The sequence below is a fragment of the Saccharospirillum sp. HFRX-2 genome, assembly GCF_043196805.1.
Taxonomy (GTDB): domain Bacteria; phylum Pseudomonadota; class Gammaproteobacteria; order Pseudomonadales; family Natronospirillaceae; genus Saccharospirillum.
In genome coordinates this window covers 53,740-69,759 of the sequence record NZ_JBEBMU010000005.1, presented here as the reverse complement: position 1 = coordinate 69,759, position 16,020 = coordinate 53,740, and the positions used below count along the sequence as shown (strand labels likewise).

The window sequence follows — 16,020 nt, the reverse complement described above, 5'->3', positions numbered from 1 at the left end:
ACTGAGGCAATCACAACTGCGGCGATGGGTTCAGCGACGATGGATTCAGCGACGTTGCGCCAACCACTCGGTAAACACCGCCGAACTGCGCTTGGGTGTGCGCGCCAGGGTGTCGTAATCGACATGCACAATGCCAAAGCGCTGGCTGTAACCTTCGGCCCATTCAAAGTTGTCCATCAAACTCCAGGCGAAGTAACCGCGCACATCAACGCCGGCTTCGATGGCGTTGTGGACTGCTTGCAAATGCTGATCGTAATAACCCACGCGCAATTGGTCATCGACCGCGCCATCGACAATGCCGGTGTTATCCGCCGCGCCGTTTTCACTGATGTAAATCGGCGGCAGGTTGTCGTAACGAGCATTAAAACCGGTCATCAGATCGGTCAGCGCCTGCGGATAAATCTCCCAGCCGATATCGGTCTTTGGCGCGTCCTGCGCAATGGATTCGTAGTCGCTGTTATCACCAGCGCGAACCACCGACCGGGTGTAGAAATTGATGCCGAGGAAGTCGATCGGCCGTGCCAGTATCTCCATATCGCCCGGATAGACTGTCGGCATCCATTCCGGATGACGTTCGCGCACCGCCTGTGGGTATTCCCCGGTCAGCAACGGCTGCAGATACCAGTGGCTGTTCTCTTCGTCGGAATAATCCGCCGCCGCTTTATCCGCTGCGCTGTCGGTGGCCGGATAGGCCGGCGTGAAGTTGAGCACAATACCGTGATCAGCCTTGGGCGCGTTGGCGCGCATCGCCGGCAACGCCAGACCGTGACCGAGCAGCAGATGATGTGCCGCCTGGAAACCCAGCCGATCATCTTTCAGACCCGGGGCGTGAATGCCCAGACGATAGCTGAGAAAACCGGCGCACCAGGGTTCGTTCAAAGTGGCGTAACTTTCCACCCGATCACCCAGCACACGGGTAATCTGATCCGCATAATCGGCAAAGCGATAGGCGGTGTCGCGGTTCACCCAACCACCGCGATCACCCAGATACTGCGGCAAATCCCAATGATATAAAGTCGCCACCGGACGGATGCCACGTTCGAGCATGCCGTCGACCAGACGGTCGTAAAAATCAAAACCAGCCTGATTCCACACACCCGGCTGCGGCTCAATGCGCGGCCAGGCAATGGAAAAACGATAGGCATCGAAGCCTAAGTTTTTGATCAAATCCAGATCTTCCGGCCAGCGATGATAGTGATCACAGGCCACATCGCCGTTATCACCACCCAGCACCTTGCCCGGCGTGGCACAGAACCGGTCCCAGATACTTTCAGCGCGGCCATCTTCATGGGCCGCCCCTTCAATCTGGAACGACGCCGTCGCTACGCCGAACAAAAAATCTTTGCGCGCCAAAGGTGACTCGGCGGGTAATTTAAAACTCATAGAAATCTCCAACGTTTCGTGGCCTCACGGCCGATCATCAATTTTTAACCGCGCCCGAAGTCAGGCCTTGGATCATTTGTCGACTGGCGAGCATATAGATCGACACCAGCGGCACAATGGAAATAAAGGTACCCAGCATTAACGCGCCCCAAGGCGTGTTAGGAACGCCCTGGACCGAGCGCAGCATCTGGGTAATCACCATCTTGTCGCTGCTGGTCAACACCACCAGCGGCTGCAAAAAGTTGTTCCATAAGAACACAAACTGCACGATGGCAAGTGTCGCCAAACCGGGACGCAACAGCGGCAAAACCACACTCCAATAGGTGCGAAACGCACTGGCGCCATCAAGCTTGGCGGCTTCCAATAAATCTTTTGGAACTGAGGCGACAACGTACTGGCGAATCAGAAAAATGCCGAACGGATTGATCGAAAACGGCAGCCAGACGGCCAGATGAGTGTTGGTTAAATGCAGCGCATCAATGACCATATAGTAAGGAATCAAGGTCAAGATCGGCGGTAGCATCATCGAGCAGATCATCATGGTAAAGAGCACATTGCGGCCGCGGAATTTAAACACCGCCAAGGCATAACCACACATACTGCAGAACAACAAAGAGGCTGCGGTACCAATGACAGAAACGGAAAATGAATTGAGCATGCCAACCCAAAAATCCATCGCCTCCAGCAGCCGGTGGTAGTTGTTAACGAATTGGTCACCAATGGCCAAATTCAGGCCGCTGCCAAACATGGTATTGCGATCATGAGTGGCCAGTAGCAGCGACCAGAAAAATGGAAAAACGGTCAGCAGAACTGCACTCAATAAGGCCGCCCACATCACCGCCCGAGCGATAAATTTCACACTGCGACGCAGCAGCTGGCTTTTGTCCTGTGCTTGCCAATCGTCGGCAAAAGTATCAGTGGCCATCTCAGTCGCCTCCCAGGCCACGACGGCCAAAAAACCAGAAATACAAACCGGTGAAGATGCCAATCACCACGAACAGAATCCAGGAAATAGCGGCAGCACCGCCCATGTCGAGCCATTCCCAGGCAACCCGATAAAGATAGTTGGAGATGCTCATGCCATTGGTTGACGCCAACTGCAAACCCCGGGTCAACACATAGGGTTCATCGAACAGATTCATGTTGCCGATGATGGTCAGAGTGACCGCAAAAAAGATAAAGGGACGTAACAACGGCAAGGCAATATGGCGGAAACGCTGCCAGCCACTGGCACCATCCATGGTTGCCGCTTCGTATAAATCATCAGAAATGGTGGCCAAGCCTGCGGTGTAAATAACGGTGTTAAAACCCACGTATTTCCAGAACACCACAAAGGCCACTGAATAACGAATCACCGAGTTTTCCTGCACCCAACCAATGGGTAAAAACTCGTTTAACCAGCCAAAGGCCCAGCCCGTCAGCGGTGCTTGCGCCAACGCCATCAATGCCTGGTTGATAATGCCGCTGTCGCGCGAATACATGATGTAGAAGATCATCGACACTGCGATGGTCGAGGTGACGTATGGCAGAAAATAGGCAGTGGTCAGCCAATGACGGGCACGTTTACCCAATTGCACCAGCAAAAAGGCCAGCGGCAAAGCCACCAGATGTTGCGGAACGCCCGAATAGAGTGCCATCAGGATGGTGTTCCACATGGTCTGCCACAGCGTTGGATCGGTCAGACCCAAGGCATAGTTTTCCAGACCGACAAATTCCATAGAACCCAAACCCTGCACCGGGTTCCAGGTATGGAAAGACAGATAAATCATGAAGAAAACAGGGAAAATGCCGAACACACCGAAGATCAGGATGTAGGGCGACATAAACCAGTAAGGGGTGCTGTTCGACCAGAACCGGCGCCAGCGTTGGCCAGGCTCAGGGGCGATGGACGACTGCTTGGTTGTGCTCATAATACGGACCTGACAAGGCCCGCCGGGCGGCGGGCCAAAGCTTTATTCAAAGCCTAAGTGGGCTTTACTCAATCAACGCACGCGACGACGAATCTGACGCTCAGCGTTAGCCAGGGCGGTATCGATGTCGACACCGTCGTTCAGCACCTGCTCCAGCGCGGTAGTCATCAGCGACTCAGCAATCTGGTCACCTTCGTGCGGCTGCACCGGCTCGATGTTTTGCGCAATGTCGGCAAACAACAGACGGGCTTGTTGGCCACGCAGGAACTCGATCGACTCTTCAAACATGGCGTCGTCATAAGTACCGGTATGAGCCGGGAAGGCAGCGATGTTGGCAAAGCCAGCGCGCTGGATATCTTCACTGATCATGTATTCGATCAGGTCCCAGGCCGCTTCCTGGTGTTCAGACTGTTTCGGAATCGCCAGGAAGGAACCACCCCAGGTACCGTAAATGCCATCTGGCAGATTGCTCACACCCCAGTTACCTGAGGTTTCCGGGGCCATCCAGTTTTGCAGGTGACCCAGCAGCCAGGCACCGGACAGCTGAGTGGCAAAACGACCTTCGCGGAAGCCGGCATACCATTCTTCGGTCCACTCAGAAATGCGACCGTCCATGCCTTCATCGCGCACGGTTTTAGCCAGCTCGAAAGCGCGTTGGAAACGTGGACCAGTGACCAGCGGTTCACCGTCGGCATCGAAGAACAGACCATTGCCCGGTTCGACGTTGAAGTTCCAGTAAGCGGTCGCTACAGCAGTCGCATCACCGATCAACAGGATGTCTTTTTTCTTCAGCTCACGACCGTAGTCGAGGTAGCTGTCCCAGTCGTTGATGACGTTATCGATGTCGTAACCCATGTCTTCCATGTAGTCGCGACGGTAATACATCACGCCCGGACCCAGATCGACCGGTACTGCGTATTGACGACCGTCGGCGCCCTGGCCTTGAGCCACAGCGTATTCAGCGAAGTCATCTTTATAAGGCGCGAAGCGATCGGTCAGATCAACAAAGCCACCGGAGTTGATAAAGGAGCCGACGAAACCACGGTCAACCAACACCACATCACCCGCACCACTGCCGGTTGCCAGGTTGGTTTTCAGTTTGTCGTGGTGGCCGCCGTGCTCGTTCATCAGCAGCTCGACACTGTGTTGCGGAAATCCATCCAGGATGGCTTCCAACTGGCTGTCGTAATCGGGATAGCCGTCGAAACGGATGTTGTCAGCCTGGGTTGCAGTCGCCAGACCGCTCAGGGCCAAAGCGATGCCAAGGTTACGCTTGAGGTTCATTGGTTGCCTCCAACCATTGTTGTTTTTGTTGTTGTCGTCAGCCGCCGGAAAGCGGTTACGACTGGCGTTATCTGAGCGAGGTTGCAAACCCCGGGCTTACCAAAGCAAGCCTCAGACAGTAAACGGCTCGGTGGCCCGCTAGCCAAATGGGCTCAACCGATGGTTCTTGTGGTGACCTCTGCCCAGGTTGGACAGTGATCCTGTAACCGTTTACAGTTACCCTAAATTCGGCCGTCAGGCGTGTCAAGCAGGACCATCGTCTAACTGCACGCGCGCCACACTGAAAAGTCCCGAGATGTCACCGCTGGAAGCTTTGGCGGCACGACAAAAAACCAGATCGCGCAATGCTTGCGTTGCCAATCTGGACAGTTTTACAACCCGGGCAGCCTGAAGATTTGCCACCCTGTTACCCGGCGATAACGACCGCCTAGGTGACGCAAAGGAAATCGGTATGACGCTCCAATCCAATGCCAATGGCAAACCCCAGACGCAAAATCGCCCAGGTTTTGCCGCCGGTAGCGCCGATGTTTACCCACCAAGCCAGCGATATTTTTCCGCCACCGGCCAAGCCGCTGAGCGTTATCGGCTGCATCGTGACCTGGCCTGGGGCGCCTTTCATTGGTTTAACAGCGACGCCTATCCTCAAGCGCATCAGCAGGATGAGCAGGCGCCAGTCTATGGCCAGCACGACCAGCGAGATCTTAGTGGTGGTTGGTACGACGGCCCGGATTATGGCCACTACAGCGTCACCGCAGCCTGGTCGATCGCGCTGCCATTGCTGACCTGGATGATTCGGCCGCAAGCCTTACCCGAACGCATCCAACCGCTGCACAGTTACAATCCAGGCCGCCCAGCCATTCTCGATCTGGTCCGACCGCAACTGCATTTTTTGCTGTCCTTGCAACGCGGCGACGGCGCAATGCACCACAAACTCACCAGCGCCGAGAGTGCCGCTTTAAGCGACGCACCTCAGGCAGATCACCGAACCCGTTGGTTAATGCCAGTGAGCACCACAGCCACGGCCAATTTTGCCGCCACCGCGCATCTGGCCGCCCGTGCTTTCGAGCGGTCCCCGCTTGCCGAAGACTGGCTGCTGGCACAGCGTTGTCAGACAGCGGCAAAGCAGGCCGATCAGTTTCTCGACGCTCATCTGGAAGCCATCCATTGTCTGGCCGCGACCAGCACCGGCAGCTTTGGCCAGGCCTACCAGGATGACGACGAGCGCGACAACCGGCTGTGGGCCAAGGTCGCCCGCCATTGGAGCGATACACAACCCTTGCATGACCAGCATTATTGCCGCTTGTGGGAACTGGCAGGTACCGCCCGATTGGGCGATGACCAACCGGGCTGGCAGCAATTGAACTTTCTGGCGCTGTTTAACTTTCTGGCCATGCCAGAGCAGGACAGCACACTCAAAGATGCACTGCTGACACGAATGGAAAAGACCTTTCAGGCTGAGCGCGAGCGCCAGCTCACTCACCCTTACGGCCGTCTGAACTGGCATCAGGGCGCGCCCAAGGATGATCACAACGGCACGTTGGCGACGCTGGGAACTCAACTGCTTTGGTTGCATCAACTGACCGGTCGCCAGCGCTGGTATGACACCGCCTTCGATCTGAGCCCCTGGTTTTTCGGCCATAACCCAAACGCCACCATCTGGACCACTGGCGGCGGCGAAACGCAGGTACAGCAGCCCCGATTTGCCCCGCTGATTTCCGGCGCCTTGCAGGCTGCACCCGGCATTCTGGTACGCGGTGGCGCGGCCGAAACCTCGACCGTTAACGAGCCGACAGCAGCAACGGACGTCAGCGCCGTGAGCATCGAATGGCAGGCCTCCTGGGCCTGTTACTTGTCGCTATTGGTCGCCGGACCGCGCTGAACCGCGCGCCGGCTCAGGCGGTTTTCGGAGAGGCTTTCAATTGCGGAGCGGTCGAAGCGCGTTCAATCAGCGTCGGCATAAAGCGATTGTGAATCTCGCAATCAATACCCTCGCCCAGCTTCAACGCCAGACGCCCGGCTTCACTGCCAAACTCAGCCACCGGCACCCGCACCGTGGTCAACGCCGGTTCCAGATAACCGGCCATCAAGACATCGTCGTAGCCAACCAGGCTGACGTCTTCGGGAATGCGCATTCCGGCCTGCTTAAAACCGTTGTAGGCGCCGATGGCCATCAGGTCGTTGCCAACCACCACCGCGCTGAAATCCACCTTGCGGTGCAGCAGAGTCGTCACCGCCACCTCACCGCCAGGCTCCATAAAATCGCCTTCCACGACCAGTTGCTCGTCAAACGCCACCCCCGCACTGGCCAGAGCGCGGCGATAGCCCGCCAGACGTTCGCGGGCATCGGCTTTATAGAGCGGGCCGGTAATGCAGGCGATGCGTTGGTGACCCTGTTTAAGCAGATGTTCAGTGGCCAGAAAGCCACCGGCTTCGTTATCCAGATACACGCATTGCTCGGTCAGTTCCGGCACCAGTCGGTTGACCAGAATCATCGGCGTCGATTCCTTCTTGGACAGCTCGATAATTTCCGCATCCGGCATTAAATCCAGATGCAGAATCAACGCATCGCAGCGACGTTTGAGCAGAAACTGGACGGCATCACGCTCTTCTTCAAGCGTGCTGTGACCGCTGGTGATGATCAGATGTTTGCCGGCATCGCGCACCGATTGCTCGGCGTATTGCATCATCTCACCAAAGAAGGGGCCGGCCAGATCGCCGACCACCATACCGATGGTTTCAGATTTGTTGGTTGCCAGACTGCGGGCAAAGGAATTGGGTTGATAACCCAGTTCAGCCATGGCCTCGAGCACACGCTGGCGAGTCGCTTCGGCCACCCACTTGTTGCCGTTGACCACGCGCGAAACCGTCGCCACCGATACCTGCGCGTGTTTGGATACTTCCCGAATGGTGGCCATCGACCGGACGTCCTCTTGTCGTAACGGTGAGCAAAGCAGTCGCTAAGCCTACACCAGCCGGCCTCAGCTTTCAGCCGTTCAACAGAGAATTCAAACGCCCTGAGCGGGCGAGCACAGCGTTTCAGGTGATTTGATAACGCCCGGGTTTGTGGTTCAGTGCAATCACCACATTCAATGCCAGTGCACCGAGAATCGACAGTGCCAGAATCGGCAGCGGCACCAAAAAGAAACCGATGCCAACGATGGCGACATCGACACTCATCTGAAAGCGACCGGCGCTAAAACCAAAACGCTCCTGAACGTAGAGCGCCAGGATGCCGACCCCACCCAGACTGGAACGATGACGGAAAAACACCAGCATGCCAGTACCGATCAGAAAGCCACCCATGATGGCCGCAAAGATCGGGCTGACCCGACCCAGTTCGATGACGATCGACAGGTTATCGGCCAGCAAAGACACCGCCGCGACCGAGATAAAAGTATTGAGCGTGAAGCGCCAACCCATGCGCGTGAAAGCGAGCCAATAAAACGGCAGGTTTATGACGAAAAAAACCTGACCAAAGCTGTACGGCACCACCTTGGTCAGCACCAATGCCAGACCAGCGGTGCCGCCGGTCAGAAAGCCCTGATGCTTAAACAACAGCAAACCCAGCGACACAAACAAGGCACCCGCGACCAGAGCCAGCAAATCCTCCGGCACGGAATGGGTGGTGGTATTCGTGCTCGTCGTTGTCGTCGACTTCACCGGCAGCTCTCCCTATCCTCAAAGGGGCGCATCTTACCAGCGCCGCGGCCGCCGTGAAGTCGAGGCCCGACCATTCAGTGGAAAGCCTGGTTGCCAGTTGGCAAATAAAACGAACGCGACTCAGCCGGCCAGCAGGCTCACGCCATAAACCGGTGGCAAGGTGTGGCCGAGCAACTGCCAACTGGCGCCACCATCGCGACTGCACCAGGCATTGCCGGTGGTGGTTCCAAATACCAGAGTATTGCCGCGGGCATCCACCGCCAGGCCATGCCGATACACCAGATCGAAACTGCCGTGCTGCGGCAAACCCTGACGCTGCGCTTGAAAGGTCTGGCCACCGTCATCGCTGCGATTCACCAGTAACGCCTGATCGACCGGAAAACGGTATTGATCTTTGACGCCGGGAATCAGCCAGGCGGTCTGCGGTTGTTTGGGATGCACCGCCAGCGCGAAGCCAAAACCACTCGGTTGCGGCTTGCACTCGGTAAAGGTTTCAGCGCCATCGCTGGATACAAAGACACCGTTATGATGCTGCACCCAGACCCATTGCGGATCGGAGGGCGCCACCAGCAAGCGGTGCACATCCTGGTTGGTCAGATTGAATTGCATATCGTCGGGCAGATATTCCGCCCGCAAACCCTGCCCCACCTGACGCCAGTGATTGCCGGCATCCTCGGTTTTCCAGACCCCGCCACTGGAAATGGCGACGATCAGGGTGTCGGAATCTTCCGGGTGAATGGCAATGGAATGCAGGCCCGGGTCATCGTAACCACCGCCAAACCAGTTTTTGCGCTCCGGGGTATTCCATAACGCCTGGTTCAGCGACCAGCTGTCGCCACCATCGTCGCTGCGAAACAAACCACCGGGAATGGTGCCGGCCCAAAGCCGGCCGGGAATCTGTGGATCGGGTTCCAGGCACCAGATCTGTTCCAACGCCCAGGGGTTTTTGTCGTCCGGATCATCGGGCTTTTCCGGAAACACCGGTACCGCCACTTCCTGCCAACTGGCGCCCTGATCGGTCGAACGATGCAGCTTGCAGCCAAAATGACCCAGCGCCAGCGAGCACCACCAGCTGCCATCCGGTCCGACCGCTGCGGCCGATACCGGCTCACCCAAAAAGTGCGTGCGGACATAATCAAAACCCTTGGCGCCAGCGGTTAATTCCACCAGGCCCTTGCGCGTCCAAAACAGAATGCCATCTACCATGGTTCAGTCTCCCGATTCTGCCTCAAGGCTTACCCGCCAGGCTTATCCCCCGGAGAGTGCCTGCATGATGTGCAGACGACTGCCCTGATCCAGCCGCTGTTTATGCGGCAAGGCACCTTGCACAAGTTGTTGATCGATGGCGAGCATGACGTGCTTGCGCAACTCGCCTTGATCGTCGAGCACATAACCCGCCAGTGGCGGATACTGTTCAAACACCTGAGCCAGCACCTCATCGAGGGTGCCGGGGGTTACCGTCACGGCATCACAGCGCACATGCCGTTGCAGGTTTTCGGTGAAACTGACCTTGACCATAGTCGCACTCCGGGCTTAACCGGCCGGCGTCACCCTTTGGGTATAGATGGAAAAGTCCGGCTTGTTCGGATGGTAATCGCCGTACAGCAACGGCGAATGAATCATGTAATCGGCACTGGCCTGATTACAGGCCACTGGAATGTTGTACAGCGCAGCAATACGCAACAGCGCTTTAATATCCGGATCGTGCGGTTGCGGTTCCAGCGGGTCCCAAAAGAAAATCAGCAAATCGATTTCGCCTTCGGCAATCTTGGAGCCAATCTGCTGATCGCCGCCCAAAGGACCACTGAGCAGTTTGGTGACCGAACGTCCCAAACCCTGCTCAATCAATTTACCGGTGGTGCCGGTGGCATAGATGCCCAACTTCGCCAGCAATTCACTGTTGGTTTGCGCCCAGGCCACCAGTTCTTTTTTCTTATTATCGTGCGCCACCAAGGCAACATTACGGTCTGTCTTAGTCATTCGGGCCTCCCGGCGCCTTGTCCAGATTGGGTGATTGATCGCATCTTATACCACAGCCAAAGCAACACAACGGCGAGCACCAGTCCTGCCAGGTTGGCAAAGCCATCGGCAATGCTGAATAACCGATAAGTGGTCAAGCCCTGTGCCACCTCAATCAACCAACTGTAGCCCCACAATGCCGGCCACACCGCCACGCGACCCGGCCAGCCAAGACCCGCCAGCACACCCAGAGCACCCCAGCCCAGCAGATGATTGAGCTTGTCGTTAGACGAAAACTCCGGATGCTCCAACGGCAATAATGACAACACCGTAACCACCAATAACAACACCACAAACAACCAACGATAGACGCGCACAACCACCTCAATAACGCCAAACCAGAGCGCCACTCTAATGCAGCGCGGTCAGGGGACAAAGCGCCACGCTTGGCTTATGCTGCCTACTGATCGAATGCCGGAGCCCGATTTCGACATGCCCTTAGCACTGCGCCCGTTAATATCCCGACACGCCTTGCGCTGGGGCGCTTTGTTGCTGGGATTGATGATCACCCTGTCGCTGGCGAGTTATCACCTTTTTGTGGCGCGCTACGATCAGCATTCCTTTATCCAGCGGCTCGATTATTTGTTCTACGACTGGCGCTACCAACTGCTCAACAGCGGCGACCGTTTTGCCCGCGCCGACGACCACATCGTGATTGTCGATATCGACGAAGCCAGCCTCAAAGCTGAAGGTCGCTGGCCCTGGCCGCGCGATAAACTCGCCACCCTGACCCGGCAGTTAACCGAGGCCGGCGCTGTGGTCATCGGCTTCGATATTCTGATGTCCGAACCCCAGGCCAATCCGACGCGTCAGTTACAGCGGCAGGCGCTGATCGCAGGCAATACTGAGTTGGCGGAATCCCTGACACCTTTTATTCCGCTGACCGAGTACGACCAGATTCTGGCCAACAGCTTCGCCGACATCGATGTGGTGCTGCCCTTTTTATTGCAGGATGACGCCCAGCTGCGCATCGGTGAATTGCCCGCGCCGGTCTATCAATTAACACCAGAGCAAACACAGCGGTTACTGATCGTTGAAGCTCAGGGTTACGCTGGTGCCGTGGATGTTTTGCAAAATGCAGCGGTGACGGCGGGCTCCATCGTGCCGACCATCGATGGCGATGGCACCTTGCGCTCAGCGCCTTTGGTGACGCGTTTTGAAGACGGCCTCTATCCATCCCTGGCGCTGGCGATGGGTCTGACCTACTACTTTCTTGACGGCATTGATCTCGACATCGTGCCCTTTAACAGCCATCTGGATGTGATCGACCGGCTGCACTTTGCCGACAAATCCCTGCGTGTCGATGCCGGCCGCGTATTGGTGCCCTACCTCGGTCCGCAAGGTCAATTTCCCTACGTTTCGGCCACCGATGTCATCCATGGCAAAGCCAATCCGGATGTGTTCAGCAATGCGCTGGTATTGATTGGCACTTCATCGGTCGGCTTGTCGGATCTTCGGACCACCCCGGTCGGCACCCAATTTCCGGGCGTCGAAGTGCACGCCAATCTGCTCAATGGCCTGCTCGTCGGCAACTTTCCGTTCACCCCGGATTATGGCGACACCATGACCGCCATTCTGCTGATCATCCTGGGGGTTATTTTCTCGTTGATTTCCAGCCGACTGGGACCGCTGGCCTTGGCTTCGGCGACCGCTTTGTTGCTGATCATGCTGATTGCCGTCAACTTTTCGCTGTGGATTTATCAGCAGATGGCCTTGCCGTTGGCGAGCAGCGTTTTGTTAACGCTGGCGTTGGGCACGCTGCATTTATTGGAAGGTTTTTTAAGCGAGCGACGCCATAAACAACACGTCACCAACGTCTTCGGCCAGTACGTTCCCAAAGCGCACATTGAGCGCATGCTCAGTAACCCGGAAGCCTATGGTTTCGAAGGTGACAACCGCGAAATGACGGTGCTGTTTTCCGATGTGCGTTCGTTCACTACTATTTCTGAATCCTTAAGTGCAACCCAACTCAAAGACTTACTGAATCGATATTTCACACCCATCACCGCGGTGATTTTTAATCACCAAGGCACCATCGATAAATACGTCGGCGATATGGTGATGGCGTTCTGGGGCGCGCCCTTGGAAGACCCCGAGCATCCACGTCATGCATTGGAAGCAGCGGTGGCAATGATCGCCACTACCGAAGCGTTAAACCCGGAATTACAGGCCCTGGGTTATCCGGAAATTCAGGTGGGTATCGGTTTGAATACCGGGCCAATGAACGTCGGCGACATGGGCTCGACCTATCGCCGCGCGTACACCGTGCTCGGCGATGCGGTGAATCTGGGATCGCGTCTGGAAAGCCTGACCAAGTTCTACGGCGTGAAAATACTGATCGGCCCACAGACCCGGGCAGCGATCGATGACTGGGCGTTCCGTCCTATTGATCGCATCCGCGTTAAAGGCAAAACCGAACCGGTGGCGGTGTTTGAACCCTGGGGAAAACTGAGTGACTTAACGGCCGATCAGCGCGCCGAATTGGATGCGTTGGATGACGCTTACCAACTCTATTTACAACAAAACTGGGAGGCGGCGCACGCTGCTTTTGAACAACTGAAAGCACAGAGCGAACAAGCCAAATTATACGAGGTCTACCTGGAGCGTATCGCCATTCTCGAGCAGGAAACCCTGCCCGAAAACTGGGATGGCAGCTTCACCCATACCAGTAAATAAATCGGTTATTCACTCAACATGAAATCGACGGCCGCCTGGGCATGAATCGCTGTGGTATCGACTAAGGTGACGACGGTATCGGCCTGCTGCACCAACAAACCAATTTCAGTGCAGCCCAGAATAACCGCCTCAGCGCCGTCTGCCGCCAAGGCATCAATGATGCGTAAGTATTCCTGCTTTGACTCCGCGTCTGTTTTGCCCAGACAAAGCTCTTGGTAAATAACGCGGTGTACAATGGCGCGATCAGCTTCGTTGGGCACCACCACATCCAGTCCAAATTTATCGGCCAACCGGCCCTTATAAAAATCCTGCTCCATGGTAAAGGCGGTGCCCAATAAACCGACCCGGCTGACGCCCTGTTTCAGCAAAACCTCAGCGGTGGCATCGGCAATATGCAGGATAGGAATGTCGAGCGCAGCTTCGATCTGCGGCGCCACCTTGTGCATGGTATTGGTACAGATCAACAGCGCTTCGGCGCCGGCGTTTTGCACCTTGACTGCCGCGTCGCTTAACAAAGATGCAGTCGCGTCCCAGTCGCCAGCGTGCTGCAGTTTTTCGATGGGATCGAAATCGACGCTGACCATAGCGATCTGCCCCGAATGCAAACCGCCGAGCCGAGCTTTCACGCCTTCGTTAATCGCGCGGTAATAACCCACCGTGCTTTCCCAGCTCATACCGCCCAATAAACCGATGGTTTTCATCCGTCCTCCTCACACCCTGATGCAATAGCAACAACTGACATCCTAGTACAACACATTTTCATCAACCTGTGGTGCCGCTTACTAGATATGCAACAAAAAAAGCGCCAGGAATCCCTGACGCTTCTTGCACTGCTCGATGCGCTTACTTCAGATCGAACCGGTCCAGATTCATCACCTTGTCCCAGGCTTTGATAAAGTCATCAACAAAGCGTTTCTCGGAATCGGCGCCGGCATAAACTTCACAAATCGCCCGCAACTGAGCGTTAGAGCCAAACACCAGATCGTTGCGCGTACCGGTCCACTTTTGTTTACCGGTTTTACGATCCTTGCCGACAAATTCTGACTCATCGGCATCGGTGGATGACCATTCGGTATCCATACTCAGCAAGTTGACGAAGAAGTCGTTGCTCAGTTTTCCTGGACGATCAGTGAACACCCCATGCTTGCTGCCACCGTGGTTGGCATCGAGCACGCGCAGGCCACCGACCAACGCCGTCATTTCCGGCGCCGTCAGCGTCAGCAACTGAGCGCGATCGACCAACATGTCCTCAGCGCGTACCGCGTATTTCTTCTTCTGGAAGTTACGGAAGCCATCAGCGAAGGGTTCCAGCCAGTCGAAGTTTTCTTCATCGACCATATCCTGAGTCGTATCCATCCGCCCCGGCGTAAAGGGCACCGTAACGCCATGACCGGCATCCTGAGCGGCCTTTTCGACAGCGGCAGCACCGCCAAGCACAATCAGATCGGCCATCGAAACCTGTTTACCGCCGGTCTGAGCGCCATTGAACTCACTCTGAATGCCTGCGAGTTTTTTCAGCACTTTTTCCAGTTGCTTGGGTTCATTGGCGTCCCAGCTGTTCGCCGGTGCCAGACGAATGTGCGCACCATTGGCACCACCGCGCATATCGGAGCCGCGATAGGTGGATGCCGACGACCAGGCGGTTGCTACCAACTCTGATACCGACAGCCCCGTTGCCAGTATCTTTTTCTTCAATTGAGCGATATCGCCTTCATCCACCACCGGATGATTCAGTGCCGGAATCGGATCCTGCCAGAGCAGATCTTCCTGTGGCACTTCCGGGCCGAGGTAACGCGTTTTCGGACCCATGTCGCGGTGCGTTAATTTGAACCAGGCGCGCGCAAAGGCGTCGGCAAACTGATCCGGATTTTCATAAAAACGGCGCGAAATTTTTTCGTAAGCCGGATCGAAACGCAGTGATAAGTCGGTCGTCAGCATCGTCGGCTTGCGCTTTTTCGACGCATCGAACGGATCGGGAATAATGTCACCCGCATCCTTGGCCACCCACTGCTTGGCACCGGCCGGACTGGTGGTTAATTCCCATTCAAAACCGAAGAGGTTTTCGAAGAAGTTATTGCTCCATTGCGTCGGCGTGGTTGTCCAGGTGACTTCCGGTCCACCGGTAATGGCATCGCCGGCTTTACCACTGCCGTGCGCACTCTTCCAGCCAAAACCCTGGTCAGCCATGCCGGCAGCTTCCGGCTCGGCGCCGACCAAGGCGGCATCACCGGCACCGTGGGTTTTACCGAAGGTGTGGCCACCGGCAATCAGCGCCACGGTTTCTTCGTCGTTCATTGCCATGCGCTTAAAGGTTTCGCGGATATCGACCGCGGCCTTCACTGGATCGGGATCGCCATTGGGGCCTTCCGGGTTTACATAGATCAAACCCATTTGCACCGCAGCCAGCGGATTTTCCAGATCGCGGTCTTGGGTGTAACGACCATCGTCGAGCCATTCTTTTTCCTGGCCCCAATAGATGTCTTCTTCCGGTTCGTAAATATCTTCACGACCACCGGCGAAACCAAAGGTTTTAAAGCCCATGGATTCCAGCGCCACGTTACCGGCGAGAATCATCAGATCGGCCCAGGAAATCCGGTTGCCATATTTCTGTTTCACTGGCCACAACAGGCGGCGCGCCTTATCGAGGTTGGCGTTATCCGGCCAGCTGTTCAGTGGTGCAAAACGCTGGTTGCCGGTACCGCCACCACCACGGCCGTCCTGCACGCGGTAGGTGCCAGCGCTGTGCCAGGCCATGCGGATCATCAGGCCACCGTAATGACCAAAGTCGGCCGGCCACCAATCTTTGGAGTCGGTCATCAAAGCGTGCAGATCGGACTTCACCGCCGCCAGGTCGAGCTTTTTGAATTCTTCAGCGTAATCAAAATCCTCATCCATCGGATTGGACTTGGAGGTGTGCTGATGGAGGATGTCCAGGCGCAGTTTTTTCGGCCACCAATCCTGGTTGGAGGTGCCGCCGCCTGCAGCGTGGTTAAACGGGCATTTATTATTGTCGGTCATGATTCGCTCTCCTGTGGGTGTTTACGTTTTCACGAAACAACTCTGTCGTGGCTTATAGGTATAGTCGAGG

At 56.1% G+C, this 16,020-nt stretch carries 14 protein-coding genes; 2 read left to right on the top strand and 12 right to left on the bottom strand.

Features of this window, described 5'->3' with window-relative positions:
- Positions 1-45 precede the first annotated feature (45 nt).
- The 4 genes from ABMA60_RS11920 to ABMA60_RS11905 form a co-directional block, all read right to left on the bottom strand.
- Positions 46-1,383 carry a GH1 family beta-glucosidase gene (locus ABMA60_RS11920; RefSeq protein WP_392803312.1) on the bottom strand — a complete coding sequence of 446 codons (1,338 nt, stop codon included), beginning with the start codon at positions 1,381-1,383 and terminating at the stop codon, positions 46-48.
- A 37-nt stretch (positions 1,384-1,420) separates the two neighbouring features.
- Complete coding sequence (locus ABMA60_RS11915; protein ID WP_392803310.1) at positions 1,421-2,308, bottom strand: carbohydrate ABC transporter permease; 888 nt, start codon at positions 2,306-2,308, stop codon at positions 1,421-1,423.
- A gap of 1 nt (position 2,309) precedes the next feature.
- Positions 2,310-3,293 carry a carbohydrate ABC transporter permease gene (locus tag ABMA60_RS11910; protein ID WP_392803307.1) on the bottom strand — a complete coding sequence of 328 codons (984 nt, stop codon included), beginning with the start codon at positions 3,291-3,293 and terminating at the stop codon, positions 2,310-2,312.
- Between the two features lie 72 nt (positions 3,294-3,365).
- Entirely contained in the window at positions 3,366-4,577 is a 1,212-nt protein-coding gene (locus ABMA60_RS11905) for an ABC transporter substrate-binding protein (RefSeq protein WP_392803305.1), read from the bottom strand.
- 451 nt (positions 4,578-5,028) lie between these two features.
- On the opposite strand from ABMA60_RS11905, the gene ABMA60_RS11900 reads away from it, so the two are divergent.
- Positions 5,029-6,456, top strand: coding sequence for a glycoside hydrolase family 9 protein (locus ABMA60_RS11900; RefSeq protein ID WP_392803303.1), 1,428 nt, complete (start codon positions 5,029-5,031; stop codon positions 6,454-6,456).
- Between the two features lie 13 nt (positions 6,457-6,469).
- On the opposite strand, the gene ABMA60_RS11895 is transcribed toward ABMA60_RS11900, so the two are convergent.
- From ABMA60_RS11895 to ABMA60_RS11870, 6 genes are all read right to left on the bottom strand, one after another.
- Positions 6,470-7,492 (bottom strand): LacI family DNA-binding transcriptional regulator, encoded by a 1,023-nt coding sequence (locus ABMA60_RS11895; protein WP_392803301.1) that lies wholly within the window; start codon positions 7,490-7,492, stop codon positions 6,470-6,472.
- A gap of 121 nt (positions 7,493-7,613) precedes the next feature.
- Complete coding sequence (locus ABMA60_RS11890; RefSeq protein ID WP_392803299.1) at positions 7,614-8,237, bottom strand: YitT family protein; 624 nt, start codon at positions 8,235-8,237, stop codon at positions 7,614-7,616.
- A gap of 120 nt (positions 8,238-8,357) precedes the next feature.
- The gene (locus ABMA60_RS11885; protein WP_392803297.1) at positions 8,358-9,443 is read right to left on the bottom strand and encodes a WD40/YVTN/BNR-like repeat-containing protein; all 1,086 of its coding nucleotides are present in this window, start codon (positions 9,441-9,443) and stop codon (positions 8,358-8,360) included.
- Between the two features lie 42 nt (positions 9,444-9,485).
- Entirely contained in the window at positions 9,486-9,755 is a 270-nt protein-coding gene (locus ABMA60_RS11880) for a MoaD/ThiS family protein (protein WP_392803295.1), read from the bottom strand.
- 15 nt (positions 9,756-9,770) lie between these two features.
- A complete protein-coding gene (locus tag ABMA60_RS11875; protein ID WP_392803292.1) occupies positions 9,771-10,217 on the bottom strand; it encodes a methylglyoxal synthase in 447 nt (148 codons plus the stop codon).
- Positions 10,214-10,606 (bottom strand): hypothetical protein, encoded by a 393-nt coding sequence (locus tag ABMA60_RS11870; RefSeq protein ID WP_392803289.1) that lies wholly within the window; start codon positions 10,604-10,606, stop codon positions 10,214-10,216. The genes ABMA60_RS11875 and ABMA60_RS11870 overlap by 4 nt, the downstream gene beginning before the upstream one ends.
- Positions 10,607-10,688: 82 nt before the next feature.
- Here ABMA60_RS11870 and ABMA60_RS11865 point away from each other — a divergent pair, with 82 nt between their 5' ends.
- Positions 10,689-12,932, top strand: a complete 2,244-nt coding sequence (locus tag ABMA60_RS11865) for a CHASE2 domain-containing protein (protein ID WP_392803286.1) — start codon at positions 10,689-10,691, stop codon at positions 12,930-12,932.
- Between the two features lie 5 nt (positions 12,933-12,937).
- Here the strand turns inward: ABMA60_RS11865 and ABMA60_RS11860 are convergent, their stop codons facing one another.
- Positions 12,938-13,633: an aspartate/glutamate racemase family protein gene (locus ABMA60_RS11860; RefSeq protein WP_392803283.1), complete on the bottom strand. Its 696-nt coding sequence runs from the start codon at positions 13,631-13,633 to the stop codon at positions 12,938-12,940.
- Between the two features lie 142 nt (positions 13,634-13,775).
- Positions 13,776-15,950: a catalase/peroxidase HPI gene (gene katG / locus ABMA60_RS11855; protein ID WP_392803280.1), complete on the bottom strand. Its 2,175-nt coding sequence runs from the start codon at positions 15,948-15,950 to the stop codon at positions 13,776-13,778.
- Between the last annotated feature and the right edge of the window lie 70 nt (positions 15,951-16,020).